Annotated in this window: 14 protein-coding genes; 4 read left to right on the forward strand and 10 right to left on the reverse strand. The window is 65.9% G+C overall.

Annotated elements, in window-relative coordinates; translation table 11 throughout:
* Nucleotides 1-5: 5 nt before the first annotated feature.
* Nucleotides 6-836, reverse strand: a complete 831-nt coding sequence (locus WDO72_16545) for an SDR family oxidoreductase (GenBank protein ID MEJ0087282.1) — start codon at nt 834-836, stop codon at nt 6-8.
* 341 nt (nt 837-1,177) lie between these two features.
* On the opposite strand from WDO72_16545, the gene WDO72_16550 reads away from it, so the two are divergent.
* Nucleotides 1,178-2,221: an alpha/beta hydrolase gene (locus tag WDO72_16550; GenBank protein ID MEJ0087283.1), complete on the forward strand. Its 1,044-nt coding sequence runs from the start codon at nt 1,178-1,180 to the stop codon at nt 2,219-2,221.
* A 151-nt stretch (nt 2,222-2,372) separates the two neighbouring features.
* Nucleotides 2,373-4,553: a catalase/peroxidase HPI gene (gene katG / locus WDO72_16555; protein ID MEJ0087284.1), complete on the forward strand. Its 2,181-nt coding sequence runs from the start codon at nt 2,373-2,375 to the stop codon at nt 4,551-4,553.
* Between the two features lie 31 nt (nt 4,554-4,584).
* Here the strand turns inward: katG and WDO72_16560 are convergent, their stop codons facing one another.
* Nucleotides 4,585-6,087, reverse strand: a complete 1,503-nt coding sequence (locus WDO72_16560; GenBank protein MEJ0087285.1) for an FAD-binding oxidoreductase — start codon at nt 6,085-6,087, stop codon at nt 4,585-4,587.
* Nucleotides 6,088-6,235: 148 nt separating this feature from the next.
* Here WDO72_16560 and WDO72_16565 point away from each other — a divergent pair, with 148 nt between their 5' ends.
* A complete protein-coding gene (locus WDO72_16565) occupies nt 6,236-8,386 on the forward strand; it encodes a CHASE3 domain-containing protein (protein ID MEJ0087286.1) in 2,151 nt (716 codons plus the stop codon).
* A gap of 15 nt (nt 8,387-8,401) precedes the next feature.
* Here the strand turns inward: WDO72_16565 and WDO72_16570 are convergent, their stop codons facing one another.
* The 8 genes from WDO72_16570 to WDO72_16605 form a co-directional block, all read right to left on the reverse strand.
* Nucleotides 8,402-8,650 carry a hypothetical protein gene (locus tag WDO72_16570; GenBank protein MEJ0087287.1) on the reverse strand — a complete coding sequence of 83 codons (249 nt, stop codon included), beginning with the start codon at nt 8,648-8,650 and terminating at the stop codon, nt 8,402-8,404.
* A gap of 93 nt (nt 8,651-8,743) precedes the next feature.
* On the reverse strand, nt 8,744-10,102 hold the full coding sequence (locus WDO72_16575) for a DUF58 domain-containing protein (GenBank protein ID MEJ0087288.1): 1,359 nt from the start codon (nt 10,100-10,102) through the stop codon (nt 8,744-8,746).
* 4 nt (nt 10,103-10,106) lie between these two features.
* A complete protein-coding gene (locus WDO72_16580; GenBank protein ID MEJ0087289.1) occupies nt 10,107-11,081 on the reverse strand; it encodes a MoxR family ATPase in 975 nt (324 codons plus the stop codon).
* On the reverse strand, nt 11,071-12,243 hold the full coding sequence (locus tag WDO72_16585) for a DUF4350 domain-containing protein (GenBank protein MEJ0087290.1): 1,173 nt from the start codon (nt 12,241-12,243) through the stop codon (nt 11,071-11,073). Before WDO72_16585 ends, WDO72_16580 begins: the two co-directional genes overlap by 11 nt.
* Nucleotides 12,240-13,025: a DUF4129 domain-containing protein gene (locus WDO72_16590; GenBank protein MEJ0087291.1), complete on the reverse strand. Its 786-nt coding sequence runs from the start codon at nt 13,023-13,025 to the stop codon at nt 12,240-12,242. The genes WDO72_16585 and WDO72_16590 overlap by 4 nt, the downstream gene beginning before the upstream one ends.
* The gene (locus tag WDO72_16595) at nt 13,009-13,743 is read right to left on the reverse strand and encodes a hypothetical protein (protein MEJ0087292.1); all 735 of its coding nucleotides are present in this window, start codon (nt 13,741-13,743) and stop codon (nt 13,009-13,011) included. The genes WDO72_16590 and WDO72_16595 overlap by 17 nt, the downstream gene beginning before the upstream one ends.
* Complete coding sequence (locus WDO72_16600) at nt 13,733-14,716, reverse strand: stage II sporulation protein M (GenBank protein ID MEJ0087293.1); 984 nt, start codon at nt 14,714-14,716, stop codon at nt 13,733-13,735. The genes WDO72_16595 and WDO72_16600 overlap by 11 nt, the downstream gene beginning before the upstream one ends.
* A complete protein-coding gene (locus WDO72_16605; protein ID MEJ0087294.1) occupies nt 14,713-15,405 on the reverse strand; it encodes an RDD family protein in 693 nt (230 codons plus the stop codon). The genes WDO72_16600 and WDO72_16605 overlap by 4 nt, the downstream gene beginning before the upstream one ends.
* A gap of 136 nt (nt 15,406-15,541) precedes the next feature.
* On the opposite strand from WDO72_16605, the gene WDO72_16610 reads away from it, so the two are divergent.
* Nucleotides 15,542-16,915, forward strand: coding sequence for a hypothetical protein (locus tag WDO72_16610; GenBank protein ID MEJ0087295.1), 1,374 nt, complete (start codon nt 15,542-15,544; stop codon nt 16,913-16,915).
* The last annotated feature ends 94 nt before the right edge of the window (nt 16,916-17,009 follow it).

Consider the following 17,009-nt stretch of genomic DNA (forward strand, 5'->3'; position numbering starts at 1 on the left):
GTGAATCATGTCGGCGTCCTCCAGGTCCACGAAGGCGGGGCCGCAGAAATGTAGCGCGACGCGGGTCGGGCCAGCGAAAGGTTGGGCCGGAACGCGAGGCGCGCGGATTCGTAAGCCTCCCATTCACGGGCGTCGGGTAGCGAGGGAATGGTCGCGAACTCGCCGAGATCGAATCCGGCAAGCGCAGCATCCACGAGATCCTCGCTCGACATGACGATCTGTGGGGGAAGCTGGTCGACCGACTTGCCCGCGTTGTTCCAGAACCCGGTCGCGACCGCGCCGGGCAGCACCACCTGGACACGAACACCCGTATGGGCGAGCTCCTGGTGAAGCGCCTGGCTGAACGCCAGCACGAACGCCTTGGTGCCGCCATAGACCCCGTTCAACAACTCGGGCGCGATTGCGACCGCGGAGCTGATGTTGATGATGGCACCGGCGCCGCGATCGACGAAGCGGGCGGCCGCGGCATACGTCAGCCGCGTGAGGGCCGTGACGTTGAGTGTGATCATCTGCTGCATCTTTTCGATATCGGAATCGAGTGTGGATGCGTACATCCCGATGCCCGCGTTGTTCACGAGCAGTGAGATGCTCGAGTCGAGGCCGAACGCATTCTCGACGCGGTGCAGATCGGAGGGTTCCGAAAGATCTGCCGGCAATATTCCGACCATCACCTCCGTTTCCCATTCGATGCGTGCGGCGAGCCTCTCGAGCCGCTCGCGGTTGCGGGCGACCAGGATGAGGTCGTAGCCGCGCCGGGCCAACCGGTCGGCATATACCGCGCCGATACCGGAAGAGGCACCGGTGATCAATGCGGTTCCCTTGCTTTCGGTCGTCATCTGGTTCTCCTGATTTTTGAAACGAAATCGTTGAAAAAAATGGCGGACGACGCCCCGGGAGGGAGTGACGCCGTCCGCCGCACCATCAACGCGGGGACCGGGGGATCGACCTCGTTGAGTTCCTCGAAGTGGATGAGCTCGGGGTGTAGATGCTCAAGTCCGCTTCTCGGAATCTCATGTCAGCAGGGGTGACGCATTGAAACGATGACGCCAAGGTATCAATCGATACTTTTATGTCGTTCTGCAGAAATATCGCCATGCGCGCCGCGCACTGACACCTTTGTACAGCTGACTCGCACATGCGCACGTGCTTCACTCGTTTTTTCGCGAGGAGTCGATGTATGAACGATCCGATCAATCTGCGCAGGCGCGAGCTGATCAGCGCAACGGCCGCTGGCGTGGCACTTGCGCAGGCTGCTGTCGCTCGCTCCGCCGAAACTCCATCGAACGTCGCCCCGCGTGTCAGGCGCACGGGCAGTACATCGTTCGCATCGCAGCAGCGCATCGAAGCGGGTGTGCTCGACGTGTCGTATGCGGAAGCGGGTCCCGCGAACGGAACGCCGGTGCTGCTGCTGCACGGCTGGCCCTACGACATCCACACCTACGTCGATGTCGCTCCGATCCTCGCCGCCGCAGGATTTCGAGTCATCGTTCCGTATCTGCGCGGCTATGGTGGGACACACTTCCTGTCCGCGGACACACCGCGCAATGGCCAGCAGGCGGCGCTCGCGGAGGACGCCATCGCATTGCTGGATGCGCTGCGAATCGACAGCGCGATCGTGGCCGGATGCGATTGGGGCGCGCGCACTGCGAACATCCTGGCTGCATTGTGGCCACAGCGCTGCAAGGCACTCGTATCGGTGAGCGGTTACCTGATCGGGAGCCAGGAGGTGAACCGGGCGCCGCTGCCGCCGGAGGCGGAGCGGCAGTGGTGGTACCAATACTATTTCGCCACGGCACGGGGCGAGGCGGGCTACCGGAAGTACACGCGCGATTTCGCTCGATTGATCTGGGCACTCGCTTCGCCGAAATGGAATTTCGACGATGCGACCTTCGAACGGTCCGCGGCCGCGTTCGACAATGCCGACCATGTCGCCATTACGATCCACAACTATCGATGGCGCCTCGGGCTTGCAGCCGGCGAATCGCGATACGACGCGGTGGAGACGAAGCTGGCGACGCTTCCTGGTATTGGTGTGCCGGCCATCACGCTCGAAGGCGACGCGAATGGGGCGCCGCATCCGGATCCCGGGGCTTATGCGAAGCGGTTCACCGGACCGTATGAGCATCGACAGATCACCGGGGGCATCGGCCACAATCTGCCGCAGGAAGCCCCGCTCGAGTTCGCGAATGCCGTAGTCGACGTTTACCGGGCATCTGAATGATGCGGACGGATGGTTGGCAAATGGCCGGCAAGCCGATCGCTGCGCAAGCGATTGATGGTGTCTATGGAAATGATCGGAACAACCGACTTCTTGGAGTCAGAAGAGGGGGCTACAGTGCCGGCCAATCGCCGCAAACAGGGGAGACGTGAATATGGCTACCGAAGCTAAGTGTCCGTTCAATCATTCAGGCAGAGGCACGTCGAATCGCGACTGGTGGCCGAATCAGCTGCCGCTCGAACTGCTGCACCAGCATTCCTCGAAATCCGACCCGATGGGTGAGGACTTCGACTACGCGAAGGAATTCAAGAGCCTCGACTTCAAGGCACTCAAGAAAGACCTGCTGAAGGCCATGACGGATTCCAAACCCTGGTGGCCCGCGGACTTCGGACACTACGGACCGCTCTTCATCCGTATGGCCTGGCACAGCGCCGGCACCTATCGCGTGGGCGACGGACGCGGCGGCGGTGGGCGCGGACAGCAGCGCTTCGCGCCGCTCAACAGCTGGCCCGACAACGCCAGTCTCGACAAGGCGCGCCGTCTGTTGTGGCCGGTCAAACAGAAGTACGGCCGCCGGATCTCCTGGGCCGATCTCATGATCCTGACCGGCAATGTCGCGCTCGAGTCGATGGGCTTCAAGACCTTCGGCTTCGGTGGCGGCCGCAAGGATGTCTGGGAACCCGATCACGACGTCTACTGGGGTGCCGAATCCAAGTGGTTAGGCGCCGACAAGCGGTACTCGGGCGAACGCGATCTCGCGAACCCGCTGGCTGCCGTGCAGATGGGCCTCATCTACGTGAACCCGGAAGGCCCCGACGGCAAGCCGGACCCCGTGGCCGCGGCGCGCGACATCCGCGAGACGTTCTCCCGCATGGCGATGAACGACGAAGAAACCGTCGCGCTGATCGCCGGCGGCCACAGCTTCGGCAAGACCCATGGCGCGGGTGATGCCGCGCACGTCGGCTCGGATCCCGAGGCCGCCGATCTGGAAGCACAAGGCCTCGGCTGGAGCAGCAAATACGGCACCGGCATTGCCGGCGATGCGATCACGAGCGGCCTCGAGGTCACGTGGACACGCACGCCGACGAAGTTCAGCAACGATTTCTTCAAGCACCTGTTCGAGTTCGAGTGGGAACTCACCAAGAGCCCGGCCGGCGCGCATCAGTGGAAGCCGAAGAACGGGGCCGGCGAGGGCACGGTGCCGAATGCGCATGACAAATCGAAGCGCATCGCGCCCAACATGCTGACCACCGATCTCGCACTGCGTTTCGATCCGGCCTACGAAAAAATCTCGCGCCGCTTCCACGAGCATCCGGAACAGTTCGCCGACGCGTTCGCGCGCGCCTGGTTCAAGCTCACGCACCGCGACATGGGACCGCGCGTGCGTTACCTCGGGCCCGAAGTGCCGAAGGAAGAACTGATCTGGCAGGACCCGATTCCGAAGGTCACTCACAAACTAATCGGCGACAAGGAAGTCAGCTACCTCAAGGCGAAGATTCTCGCCTCGAAGTTGTCCGTATCCGAGCTGGTGTCGACGGCCTGGGCTTCGGCGTCCACGTTCCGCGGTTCGGACAAACGCGGCGGCGCCAATGGTGCCCGCATCCGCCTCGCGCCGATGAAGGATTGGGAGGTCAATCAACCCGCCCAGCTCGCGAAAGTGCTCAAGGAACTCGAAGGCATCCAGGCCGCTTTCAACAAAAAGGCGAAGGGTGGCCGCAAAGTCTCGCTGGCGGATCTGATCGTGCTCGGTGGTGACGCGGCGATCGAGCAGGCGGCGAAAAAGGCCGGCTTCAAGGTGAAGATCGCGTTCACACCCGGCCGCAACGATGCCTCACAGGAACAGACCGACGTCGATTCCTTCGCGGCGCTCGAGCCGGTCGCCGACGGATTCCGCAACTATCTGAAGGGAAATTTTTCCATTCCGGCCGAGGCGTTGCTGCTGGACAAGGCGCAACTGCTGACGCTGACCGCGCCGCAGCTGACGGTGCTGGTGGGTGGATTGCGCGTGCTGGGCGCGAACTTCGGCGGCTCGAAACACGGCGTGTTCACGAAGCGCAGTGGAACGCTGACCAATGACTTCTTCGTGAATCTGCTCGACATGCGCACTTCGTGGAAGGCTACGTCGGAGGAGAAGGATCTCTTCGAGGCGAAGAATGCCGCGACCGGCAAAGTCGAGTGGACTGGCACCCGTGTGGACCTCGTGTTCGGTTCGAACTCGCAGCTGCGCGCGCTGGCCGAGGTGTACGCGAGTTCGGATGCAAACAAACAATTCGTGACCGACTTCGTCGCCGCCTGGAGCAAGGTGATGAACCTAGATCGATACGACGTGAAATGACCGGCGTAAAAGCCGCCGGCCGGTAACTCTGTTACTGCGCCGGCGGCTGAACGTTGGCGTTCAGTCGGAACAGGTTGGTCGGGTCGTAAGTCTGCTTGATCGCCACGAGCCGCGAATAGTTGCCGCGGAAGTTTTCATTGATGTCTTTCGAGGTGACTTCGCGCGCCAGGTCGTTGATGTAGAAGCCGCGCGTGAACGGCTCGAGAGTCGCCCAATACTTGCGCGCCGCCTGCATGTGCGCGGCGGTGTCTTCAGCGCCCTGCCGCCACGCCACCACAGTCATCATGTTGGCGACGGAATCCCGATGCGCAAACGCAGTCGCGCTTTCGTCCTGCCGCGACGCCGCGCCACCACAATGCTGGAAGAACAACACGGTGGTCCGGTTGGCATGGCCCGGGAAATTGTCGATGATGGCCGAGACCAGTTTGCCGGGCATCTGCGTGATGAAGCCGCCCTTGAGGTAGGAGGCAATCGCGCGCGAGTCGCCGGTGTCGTTCCAGCGCTGGACATGTAGATAGTCGTTCACCTTGATGGTGTCGCGCTCCGGCTTGCCCAGCTTGCGCAGCGGTGCCAGCGCGGCCTCGGCTTTGTCCTGCGGGCCGCTGTAACAGACCTCGACTTCGATGACGCCCGGGGCGCCGCCCGGCGGCAGGACCATGGCCGGGTCCATGTAGAGTTCGTCGGGCGCAGTCGCGACGTGGTCTGCGTACATGCCAAGCACGTCCTTCGCGCGCGCGATGGGAAAACTGAGCGTGCCCGCGACGACTTCGCGCTGCATCGGGTGCAGCCTGAATTCGAAATTCGTCACGACGCCGAAGTTGCCACCGCCGCCGCGCACCGCCCAGAAGAGGTCCGGATTCTCACTGGCGCTGGCGTGCCGCAGTGTGCCGTCGGCGGTGACGACGTCCACCGATTCGACATTGTCGATCGCCATGCCGAACCGCCGCGCGAGGCGACCGAATCCCCCGCCGAGCGTGAGGCCGCCCACTCCCGTGTGCGATACCGTGCCGAGCGGCGTCACGAGCCCGTGCGCAGCGCCTTCGTGATCGACCTCTCCTAACAACGTGCCGCCGTCCACGAAGGCGCGCCGCGCCCGCGGATCCACGCGCACGCCGCGGAAGGCCGACAGGTCGATCATCATGCCGCGCTCACAGGTCGACTGGCCGGAGGCGCTGTGCCCGCCGCATTTCACCGCGACCAGCAGGTTGTTGGCGCGCGCGAAGGCGACTGCCGCCTGCACGTCCGCGGCCCCGCTGGGTTGCGCGATCAGGGCGGGATGTTTGTCGAATGAGGGGTTCAGGATCTGGCGGGCCTTGTCGTACCCGCTGTCGCCGGCGATCAGCAACTGCCCGCGCAGGCGGGCGGCGAGGTCGCGAATATCGATCCCGCGCAGCGTGATCTCGCGGCCGTCACCGGTGATGGCCGGGATGTCCGCGACGGTGCCGCTGCCGACGACCGCATAGGCGGCGCGGAAACCCGGGATGGATATGGCGGCGGCGAACAGCGAAGAATTCAGGAAATGCCGGCGCTGCATGTTGAGCCTCACTCTTCACGGTGATTGCGACTTGTCGGTGAACTATACAGTCCGGCGGCATTTTGTAGGACAGCAACCCGTACCGCAGGTGCAACCGATCTAATAAAGTATCCGTCGCCCCGCATCCCGGGTCTCGACGGGTATTTCGATGCAGAAGTCCAGATCCATCGTCGGTCTTGCCGTCGGTGTCGCCAGCCTCGTGCTCGCGGTCGCGGGTGTCATGTCCTATCGCGCGGTCGCGCAACTGGGGCGGACCAGCGACGAGGTATTGCGCGCCAAGGAGCTCGAACTCAGCCTGGAGCGGTTGTTGTCGACCGTGCGCGATGCCGAAACGGGACAACGCGGTTACCTGCTGAGCGGCAGCGAGGAATATCTCGCGCCTTACGACGAGGCACTGCACGAACTCGACGGCAGACTGAACACCACCGAGGCGCGCATCCAGGCGGCTGGTGGAACAGCGGAAGACATGACGCGCCTGCGCGGCCTCGTCGCGCGCAAGTTGCAGGAGCTCGCACGCACCATCGATCTGTTCCGCGCCGGACGAAAAGCCGAGGCACTGGCGGTCGTGAACACCGACGAAGGCCGGCAGGCGATGGATGCGATTCGCGCCTTCGTAGGCGAACGCGCTGATGCCGGGCGGCAACGCGTCGAACGCTTGCTCGGCTCCGAACGCGACGCGCTGCGCGCGACCACGCGCGCCAGCATTTCGGTCAGCGTACTCGCGATCATGTTGCTGATCCTGCTGACGTACATCGTGCGGCGCGATTCGGCGCGTGTGCGGCAGAGCGAAGAGCAGCTAGCGACCACCTTGCGCAGCATCGGCGACGCCGTCATCGCCACCGACGCGCAGGGCCGTGTGACCATGGCCAACCCGGTGGCGGAATCGTTGACGGGCTGGAACATCGCGGCCGCGCGCGGCCAGCCGCTCGACGTCGTCTTCAACATCGTCAACGAACAGACGCGGGCGCCGGTCGAGAGCCCGGTGACCAAGGTTCTGCGCGAGGGCGGTGTCGTCGGCCTCGCCAATCACACCATGCTGTTGCACAAGGCCGGGCACGAAACCGCAATCGAAGACAGCGGCGCGCCGATCCACGACAAGGCCGGTGAAATCACCGGCGTGGTCCTGGTGTTCCGCGATGCGACGAAGGAACGCGAGGCGCAGAACGCCTTGCTCACCGCGGATCGCCGCAAGGACGAATTCCTCGCGACGCTCGCACACGAATTGCGCAATCCGCTCGCGCCCATCCGCCAGGCGGCGAGTCTCGCCTCGCACGCGAATGCGTCCGCGGAACAGATCAAATGGAGCCACGGCGTGATCGAACGCCAGACCGCGCACATGGCGCGATTGCTCGACGATCTGCTCGACGTCTCGCGCATCACGCGTGGACGTCTCGAGGTCCGCCGCTCGCACGTCACACTGCGGTCGATCGTCGATACGGCGGTCGAGACCGCGAGGCCGGCGATCGACGCCGGCAAACATGTGCTGCGCCTCGAACTACCCGCGGAACCGGTGCTGCTCGACGTCGATGCGTTGCGTATCGCGCAGGTGCTGGCAAACCTTCTGACGAATGCCGCGAAGTACACTCCCGCGCAGGGGCTCATCCGGCTGGCAGCGGCACGCGAAGGCGGCGACGTGCTGGTGCGCGTCATCGACAACGGCATCGGACTCGCGGCGGACGATCTGCCGCGCATCTTCCAGATGTTTTCGCAGGTCAGGCCGACCCTGGACCGCAAGGAGGCGGGGCTCGGCATTGGCCTGGCCTTGTCCAGGGCACTGGTGGAGCTGCATGGCGGCACACTCGAAGGCCGCAGCGAGGGTGCTGGAAAAGGCAGTGAATTCATTGTCAGGCTGGCAGTGGCGGCCAAGGAACAGCAGGCGCCGCCAAGCCTGGGAGAGCCGGTGCCTACGATCGATTCACCTGCCCGCGCAGCGGTGCGCATCCTGCTGGCGGATGACAACCGCGACGCCGGCGAAAGTCTCGAGCTGCTGTTGAAGCTGGAAGGCCACGAGGTCCGCGTGGTTTACGACGGCGCCGCGGCGATCGCGGCCAGCGCGGAGTTTCGCCCCGACATTGCGTTGCTCGACATCGGAATGCCCGGCAAGAACGGCTACGAGGCCGCCGCGGAGATCCGCAAACAACCCTGGGGCGCGGCTATCCACCTGGTCGCGTTGACCGGCTGGGGACAGGCCGAAGACCAGCGCCGATCGGAGGCCGCGGGTTTCGACGCCCACCTGGTCAAACCGGTCGATTTCGAAGTGTTGCGCGAGTTGTGCGCGACGTTTTCGCGGCGAGACTAGCCGCAGAGGCCGGGGTCAGGCGCGGATGTCGATGAGGCTCTGCAGCATCGCGTGGGATGCCTTGATGATCTTCGCGGCCGCCCGCGTATAAAGAACCTGCTCGCGCGAATCGACCAGGGCGTGGACCGTGTCGCGCGCTTCGACCGCGGAAGATCTCGCCACCACGTTGGCGTCCTTCTCGACGGCGCGCGCGGCCCGATGGATGGCGCCCTTGGCGCTTTGCAGCGCGCCGGGGATTCCACCAATGGCCGAAAGGTCGTTCATGGCCCCAGCATAGCGGCGCATGGAGGCGGCAATCCGTGATCGGGTTCATTCCGGCGGCAACGCGGCCTGAACATAACCAGGATCCTTCGCGATTCAGATGAGCCCGGCGCGTTTCACCGCGTGATAGCGGTTCACGAGCTCGATGCCGAGCATCTGTGGCTCCGAATCGACCATCAAACCGTCCCGCGCGGCCAGCTTGTTGAAGGCATCTCGGCGCGACTGCTCGTATTGATGCGCGCTGCCGATCTCGAGTGCCGCCTCGCCCGAATCCAGCGTCTGGGAGATCAGCTCGTTGACCACGCGTTCGCGCAGCGACGCCACCAGCACGAGGTGCCGCGAGCGCAGTAGTTTGAGCGCGTGCGCCAGCTCGCTCGCATCCTCGTCGCGGAAGTTCGTGATCACGATGACCAGCGAACGCTTGTGATGGCGGCGCAGCAGCGTCTGGGCGACCGAGACGTAATCGGAGTGCGTGGGCGAGGGCTGCACGGAATACAACTCGCCCATCAAGGCGTTCAACGCCTGCGCGCCCTTGCGTGGCGCGAAGCTGCGTTCGTCGCCTGCCGGCGTGCCAAAAGTGAGGGCGCCGACCGCGTCGCCCTGTTTGAGCGCCACATACGACAGCAACATCACGGCGTTGAGCACCTGGTCGAAATGCCCGCTGCCGATGCCGTTCTCGGTGTCATAGGCGCGCATGCGGCGGCCGCAGTCCACCAGCAGCATCACGCATTGATCGCGCTCGTCCTGGAACTCGCGCAGCACCGGCTTGTTCTGGCGCAACGTGGCTTTCCAGTCGATGTGGCGCACCGGGTCGCCGTGGCGATACTCGGCGAGCTGTTTGAAGTCGGTGCCTTCGCCGCGTTGCTGGTAGGTCTTGATGCCGATTTCCTGCAGGCGCCGATCGCCGGCGAGCCATGCGTAACGCGCCACCTGCGCGAAATCCGGATACGAGCGGCGCGTATCGCCGCCGCCTATGCGTTCGAGCAGATCGCACAGGCCGAACAGCGACCGGATGCGCAGGTCCGCGGCGGCAAACACGATCTCGCCGCGTCGTGTGGGCGTCACGTCGTAGACCAGCGTGGTGCGCTTTGCGGCCGCGAGTTCGAGGCGGGCGGGCAGGCCGGCGATTTCGAGGCTGGGATCGCAGTGATCGAAGACCTCGCAGCGCCAGTGCTGCGCGCCCGCGGTTTCGAATTCCAGCTGCACCGGCTTGCGCACGCCGATCGCGAAGGCGGACGGCAGGCGACGCGTCACGCGCACCTCCGATCTCAGCCAGGCGCGGCGCGAGACGAGGTAGTCCGCCGCGATCGCGGTCAGCAACAGCAGCGCGAACAAGGCGGTCGTTTGCGCGACGAGCGCAAGCCCGGCACCCGCGAACGACGCGACCGCAGCCGCGCCCACGCCCGCGAAGGCGAGTGCGATGCAGAGGCCGCTCGGGATGAAACGTACCCGCATCGCTTCAGACCCGCGGCGCCGCCACGCTGTCGACCACCGCCGCCAGCAGATCGTCGGGCTTGCGGCCTTCGAGCAACGCATCCGGAGCGAGTGCGATGCGATGCCGCAGCGCCGGCAGCGCGATGCGTTTGATGTCGTCGGGGACGACGAAATTGCGCCCTTCGACCAGCGCGGCGGCGCGCGCACCGCGCACCAGCGCCAGTGCGCCGCGCGAGCCCGCGCCCTGTGCGAGCCCGGGCCACTCGCGCGTGGCGCGCGTCAGCCGCACGGCGTAATCGATGACCTGCGGGTCGACGCGCTGGCGCGCCGCGATCTGCTGCAGGCTCAACACCGCGCGCTCGTTGAGCACCGGCACGACTTTCGACAACGGCAGTTCGTCGCCCGCCTGGCCGGAGGTCGCGCGGATCACCACGCCCACTTCGTCATCGAGTGTCGGATAGCCGATTTCGATCTTGAACAGGAAACGGTCCAGCTGCGCCTCCGGCAGTGGATAGGTGCCTTCGGTTTCGACCGGGTTCTGCGTCGCCAGCACCATGAAGGGTTTGGGCAGTGCATGGGTCTGGCCTTCGAGCGTCACCTGGTATTCCTGCATCACCTCGAGCAACGCGCTCTGCGTCTTTGCCGGGGCGCGGTTGATCTCGTCGGCCAGCAGCAGATGTGTGAAGACCGGCCCGCGCACGATGCGCATGTCCATGGTCTTCGGATCGAGCACGGCGTGGCCGGTGATGTCGGAGGGCATCATGTCGGGCGTGAACTGCACACGGCCGGTAGATAGCTGCAGCGCCTGCGACAACGCGCGTACCAGCAGCGTCTTGCCGAGGCCGGGGACGCCCTCGATGAGCACGTGACCCGAAGCCACCAGCGCGAGCACCACTTCCTCGACGACGCGCGGCTGCCCCACCACCGCCTCGGCGATTGCGGCGCGCAGTGTGCCGAGCAGTCCGGCGGCTTTTTCGAGAGTGGCCGATTCAGTTTCCATGTCCTGCCCTTTTGTCGTTCATCAAGATTCTGCGGCGCACGGTTTCGAGAACCGCGATCGCGTTGCGCAGTTCGTGCGAGCTGCGCGTGCCGGTGTAGTTCATCGCGGGGCCGAGCTCCTGGGCCGGCACGGCGCCAAGCCTGGACAGCGCGGCGACGCGCTCCTCGCTCGACAGGCGGTCGAAGTGGGGCACGCGGCGGATCGCTGCATCCCGCAACGCGCGCAGCTGCGCGGCGTGCAGCGACTGGCCGCCGCCGAATCGCAGCGTGAATTGCCCGGTGCCGCGAATCTGTTCCGCCAGCGAGCGCCGCGCGGTGTCGGCGGCCGCGACCGGCGGACCGAACCGCGCCGTTGCCCGCCACAGCGACAACGCGATGGCGCCCAACATCAGCAACACCACCGGTGCGCCGAAGCGCCACACCAGCGTGAGCAGCGAGGCGTGTTCCTCTTCGGTGAACAGCCGCAGCGAATCGCCGCGATGCAGTTGTGTGGCGCGGACGAACAGCCGCGGATGATCGCCGAGAAAAAATCCGCGCCGCTGGAAGGGGAGCGCATTGACGACGGTGACGCTGCCGCGCCCGACACGCGTGCGTAGTGCGTGGATCTGCTTGCCGTCGCGCAGGGCCCATTCGGCCTTGCGCGTGCTGGTCAGCGAACGCGATGGATCGACCCCGCACACTTCGATTTCCGCGCGTGACCCGTCCTCGGTCAGCTTGCGGCACTCCGGGGCAAAGAACGCAACGGGCGACTCGGACTGATCTTCGCTTTCCTGATGAGGCTCGACCTGGTGCGATATCTCATCGATCCCGGACCAGCGCGTGAATACATTGAGATCACCGATCAGCGAAGTGTCGACCACGAGCCTGCCGCCCGACTCCACCCATCGCTCGATGTGTTCGCGACGATTGCGGCTCAGCGTCCAGTTCCAGGCCGACAACATGACGATCGAGTCTTTGGCCGGAGCCGTGAACACCCGCTCCCATTCGGCGTCGGCGCCCAGCGCCTCGCTGAACCGGATCGCTGCGTAATAGGGATTGCGCAGCGCCTCGCCCTCGAGCGCAGCGGGCACGGTCACTTCCTTGAACGACATGTGCATCGCCAGCCACGCGATCAGCGCGATCATGCCCGCCATGAGGACGATGCCGATGATGTTCCGTTTCACGCGGGCGCACCGTGTGAGACCGGCTCGTGTCCGCGCGCGGCGCCCTGCGCCGGTCCATCGAGATGCGTCGCGAAATTCGCGCACAGGTCCCAGACCTGCGCGGTGTCGATGCTGAGGCCGCCGTAGATCGCACGCTGCCAGGTGCGCACCAGCTGCGAGGCGTAGGCGACGCGCGCCGCATCGAGCGTGCGCGCCGCGAGCACCAGGCAATCGCCTTCGGTGCTCGAGTCCCGGATGGGCACCTCGTAGGTGTGTGCCAGCCGGGACAACAGACCGCGATACAGCAGCGCGAGCGCGGCGCGTTGCGCGCCGCCGTCCCACAAGGCGCGTGCCGCGGCGCCGATGTCGGCCGGCAGGCTTTCCGGGCGGATGTCGAGATCCTGCACGTGGGTCGGCGCGATGAAGCGGCGGTTGCGCTCCGGCAAGCCGCCGGCGGCAAACAACCTCACCAGGAACACGCCTGACAAGGCGGCCAGGCAGGCCAGCAACACCCACACCAGCAGGCCCGAGCCCTGCGCAATCCAGCTGAACAGGCTGCCTAACCACTTGAGCCAGCCGGGCGTGTGCAGGCGATCGCGTTCGCGCGGATTTCGATCGCCATCCCAGACGAGTCGGGTGGCCTTTTTCTCGGTGGCGAGCTCCGGATCGGCCTTGGTCTGCGCGATCGCGCGCTCGATCTCGGCGTTCGTCGGTGGTTCGGCCGCGCGCGCGGCGGGCAGCGCGGGCGCCGCTGCCAGCAGCGCGAGCAACGCGCACAGACGCAGGTCAGGTCGCGAACGCACGGCGGAATTCCTGTTCGATGTCCCAGGCCTCGAGTTCGGCGCGCCGGTTGAGGTACATCCCGAAACCGGCCGCCACGTAGAACGGCTCGAGGAACAATACGGCCGAAGCGTAGGCCAATGCGCTGATGAACTGCGCGGCGAGGTGCGAATCGCCGGTGAAGAAACTCCAGAAGTCGAATCCTTGCTCGGGCGGCACGAGCCAGAAGGCGAGCGAGAGCACCGCCGCGGTGAGCCCGCTTTCAGCCAGCCCGAACGCGAACGTCATGAAGAACGCCGGCGTGCTGTAACGGTTGCGCAGCTGGGACACCCGCCTGCGCAACGCGAAAAAGGAGTGACCTTCGAGCTGGTATGCCGCCTGGGTGAAAGAACGCCACGGGGACAGACGCCGCCACGTCCAGGTGAGGATCAGCTGCTGCCACCAGACCGAACGCTGCTCGCGCCACAAATCGCCGACGGTGGTGCGCTGGCCGAATGCCGCGCGCGACAGGACGAACAGCACGGTGCGGTCGAGCCAGGGCTTCGCCCACCATAAAAACAGCGTCGGTGCCCAGGGCGCGAATTCGAACAACGACAACGCCACGAGCGCGATCGGAATGGCGGCCACGAAATAACAGCGATAGACCGCCGCGGCGTTCGCCTGGCACAGACGCACGCCCAGGTCCGCGGCCTCGTGCGGCGCGCGCGGTCGCATCTGCAGTGCGAGCGAATCAATCTGCACGGCGGCCCTGGAACGTCAGATAGGCGAACACCGCCAGCCAGCACAGTGCGGCGACGGAATATTTGGCCGTGAGCGGCAACCACCGCGACGATGACCAGAAGGCTTCGATCGCAGCGGCGATCAGCAGCATCACCGTGACGCCGTAGAGGATCACGGTGCATTCGCGGGCGGCGACCACCAGGCTCTGCAGCCGCGAACGGCGGCCGGGCGAGATCAGTGAATGTCCGAGCCGCAGTCCCACGCCGCCGGACAACACGATGGCGGTCAACTCGAAGGCCGCATGCGTGACGACGAAGGAATAGAAGGTGGATCCCAGGCCGCGTTCGGTGAGGTAACCGGCGACCGCGCCGCCCATCACGCCGTTGAACACCAGATAGAACATGCTGCCGACGCCGCCGAAGATGCCCGCGGCGAAACACTGGAACGCGATCGAGATGTTGTTCCAGATGTAGTAGCCGAACATCTGCCAGTCGTCGTCGCTGGTGCGCAGGCTGCCGATCGAATCGGCCGAGTCGGAGTACATCTGCTCGAATTGCGCGGCAGTCTGCGTATCGACCACCGAGAGGATGAGATCGGGACGCTGGTAGACCAGCCAGCCCACCAGCAGCGTGGGGACCACGAACAGCGCGGCCGACATCCACACGTACGCCGCATGCGCCCGGACCGCGCGTGGGAAATCGACACTCGCCGCGCGTTTGAGCCTCGCCAGCCCAAATTCGCTGCGTTGATAGATGACCTGGTGCGCATCGGCCGTCAGCCGGTCGAGCCGATCGAGCAGGTAACGCGGATAGGCGCGCGCCCGCGCCAGCGCCAGGTGTTCGCAGGCGCGGCGATACAGCAGCGCCACGCGTTCGCCACGGACGGGATCGGCGGCTTTCGCGCGCCGCGCCTTGCCGCCGAGGACGGCCTTGACCTGTGCCTCAAGCTCGTCCCATTCGGGCTGGTAGAGGGTTTCGAAATGCAGCGGCGTCATGCGCGCCTGCCTAACAACCATTGCGCCACGCCGAGCACGCGCCGCGCCACCTCGTCGGCCGGACGCGGCTGCGTGCCTTGCACCGGCGCGGCGAGCGCGGCGAGTTCCTCGAGCCGTTCCAGCGTGAGTGTCGGCGCGCGCGCCGCCAGCGCGATGAGCGCCGACTGATCGCGCGCCGGCAAGGCATAAGCCGGCGCGAGGGGCGTCACCATGTCGAGCGTCGCTTTGGCCGCCGGCCGCGGCAGATGCACGACCAGCGTCGAGGCGGCCAGATCGCCGAGCCGCTTGTTATCGCCGCGCACCATCATGCTCACGATGGCGGCGCCGAATCCGAACGGCAGGAAGTCCGCGCCGCGCAACAGGTTGCGCAGGAACGAGGCGGCCGGCGTGACCGGCAGCCCGTTGTCCATGACGACCTTGAGCCCCATCGTGCGTTTGCCCGGCGTCGCGCCCGCGCGCCCGAGTTCGAATACCACCGGATAGAACCACTCGAGCGCGAATATCAAAACGAACCAGAACGCGGCGCCGATGCCGCCGAGCACGCCGGCCACGATGGCGGCCACCCACAGGATGGCGAGCCGGATCAACCAGTCGATGACGAACGCGCAGCAACGCGCCGAGATACCGGCGGGGCGCATCTCCAGCATGATGCCTTCGGGCGTTTCCGCCGCGACTACCGAATCCAGCACGATGTGTAGAGACCTGGGGTGTGCATCGCCGCGCCGATTCTCCCCTAACCACAATGGAGTTGTCGCCCCGCATTGACGTCCGGGCGCCTCGCGGCCAGCATTGCCGCGCGGGGCGTCCCGCGCTGGCGGGGTGCCTTTGTCCAAGTCGGATTCACTGTCGGGCGTGTTCGCCTGTCCACGCTGCGGCCGTGGGCCGGTATCACTCGAACGCGCCGGCTGGATGTGCGGTGCCTGCAGCAGCGGGTATCCGGTGATCGGAGAGATTCCGTGGCTGTTCGCCGATCCGCGCCAGGCGCTGGCCGAATGGCGCGGGCGGCTCGCATTGTTGTCGCAGCACCTGCTGTCGGAGGCCGCGGCGATGCGCGCGGCGCAAGGACCGCTGCTGGCGGCCACCGGCCGGCGGCTCGCCAGCACCGCGGCTGCACATGAAGACCAGGTCGCGCGGCTGCGCGCCTTGCTGGCGCCGCTCGGGCTCGAGCAGGGCAGCATCACGGAAGCCACGCACCAGGGTCTCGGCACGCGGCTGCCGATCCAGCAAGGCTTGTCTAACTACTACGTCAACCTGCATCGCGATTGGGCGTGGGGCGAGGAGGAAAATGCCGCCTCGCTGGCGGAGATCGCCGCGCTGCTGGGCGGCGGCGTAAAGGGGCTCGGAAACACGCTGGTGCAGGGCGCCGGCGCCTGCCGGCTCGCGTACGACCTGCACGCCGCGGGTGATGCGCCGCTGACGGTCGCGACGGATTTCAATCCGCTGCTGCTGTTCGCCGCGCGCGAGCTGCTCGCGGGGCGCGGCGTCGAGTTGTATGAATTCCCGATCGCGCCGCGGCGCATCGAAGACCATGCCGTGTTGCGGCGGCTCGCGGCGCCCGCGCCGGCCCGCGCCGGGCTCGAACTGGTCGCCGCCGATGCGTTGCAGCCACCATTCGCCGCGGGCGTGTTCGATACGGTCGTGACGCCGTGGTTCGTCGACATCATCGGCGAGCCGTTTGCGCGCGTCGCGGCGCGCGTCAACCTGCTGCTGAAGCCCGGCGGCCGCTGGATCAACTTCGGATCGCTGGCGTTCTCGCGTGCGGCACATGCCGAACGTTTCGGTCTCGAGGAGGTGCTCGAGACGATGGGCCCCGCCGGCTTCGCGGCGCCGGCCGTGCGCGAGAACACGCTGCCTTACATGCGCTCGCCCGCGAGCCGGCATTCGCGCCTCGAAACCACCGTCACCTGGGTGACCGACAAGATCGCACCCGCGGCGGAAGCACCGCGCGCGCGCGCCATCCCCGAATGGCTGCTGCAGGCGGACAAGCCCGTGCCGCGCACGCCGGCGTTTGAAATGCAGGCGATCTCGAGCCGGGTGCACGCATTCCTGCTGGCGCTCATCAACGGCGAACGGTCGATGCGCGACATGGCGCGCGTGCTGGTGGAGCAGCGGCTGATGTCCGCGCAGGAGGCCGAGGCGCAAGTGCGCCTGTTCCTCACGCGCCTGCACGAAGAGAGCGAATCCCGCACCACCTTCTAGAGTGCATTAAAGGGGACATGCCTAATTAAGCATTAAAGGGGACATGCCTAATTAATTGGAAATCCGATGCGCGGACGCATCAGTTTTCCAATTA

The sequence above is a fragment of the Pseudomonadota bacterium genome (genome assembly GCA_037200975.1).
In the GTDB taxonomy this organism is placed as follows: domain Bacteria; phylum Pseudomonadota; class Gammaproteobacteria; order Steroidobacterales; family Steroidobacteraceae; genus CADEED01.

What these genes read in the sequence shown, in the direction of transcription:
- WDO72_16545 (MEJ0087282.1), bottom strand. Translation starts at nt 836, where the DNA reads ATGACGACCGAAAGCAAGGGAACCGCATTGATCACCGGTGCCTCTTCC.
- WDO72_16550 (MEJ0087283.1), top strand. Translation starts at nt 1,178, where the DNA reads ATGAACGATCCGATCAATCTGCGCAGGCGCGAGCTGATCAGCGCAACG.
- katG (MEJ0087284.1), top strand. Translation starts at nt 2,373, where the DNA reads ATGGCTACCGAAGCTAAGTGTCCGTTCAATCATTCAGGCAGAGGCACG.
- WDO72_16560 (MEJ0087285.1), bottom strand. Translation starts at nt 6,087, where the DNA reads ATGCAGCGCCGGCATTTCCTGAATTCTTCGCTGTTCGCCGCCGCCATA.
- WDO72_16565 (MEJ0087286.1), top strand. Translation starts at nt 6,236, where the DNA reads ATGCAGAAGTCCAGATCCATCGTCGGTCTTGCCGTCGGTGTCGCCAGC.
- WDO72_16570 (MEJ0087287.1), bottom strand. Translation starts at nt 8,650, where the DNA reads ATGAACGACCTTTCGGCCATTGGTGGAATCCCCGGCGCGCTGCAAAGC.
- WDO72_16575 (MEJ0087288.1), bottom strand. Translation starts at nt 10,102, where the DNA reads ATGCGGGTACGTTTCATCCCGAGCGGCCTCTGCATCGCACTCGCCTTC.
- WDO72_16580 (MEJ0087289.1), bottom strand. Translation starts at nt 11,081, where the DNA reads ATGGAAACTGAATCGGCCACTCTCGAAAAAGCCGCCGGACTGCTCGGC.
- WDO72_16600 (MEJ0087293.1), bottom strand. Translation starts at nt 14,716, where the DNA reads ATGACGCCGCTGCATTTCGAAACCCTCTACCAGCCCGAATGGGACGAG.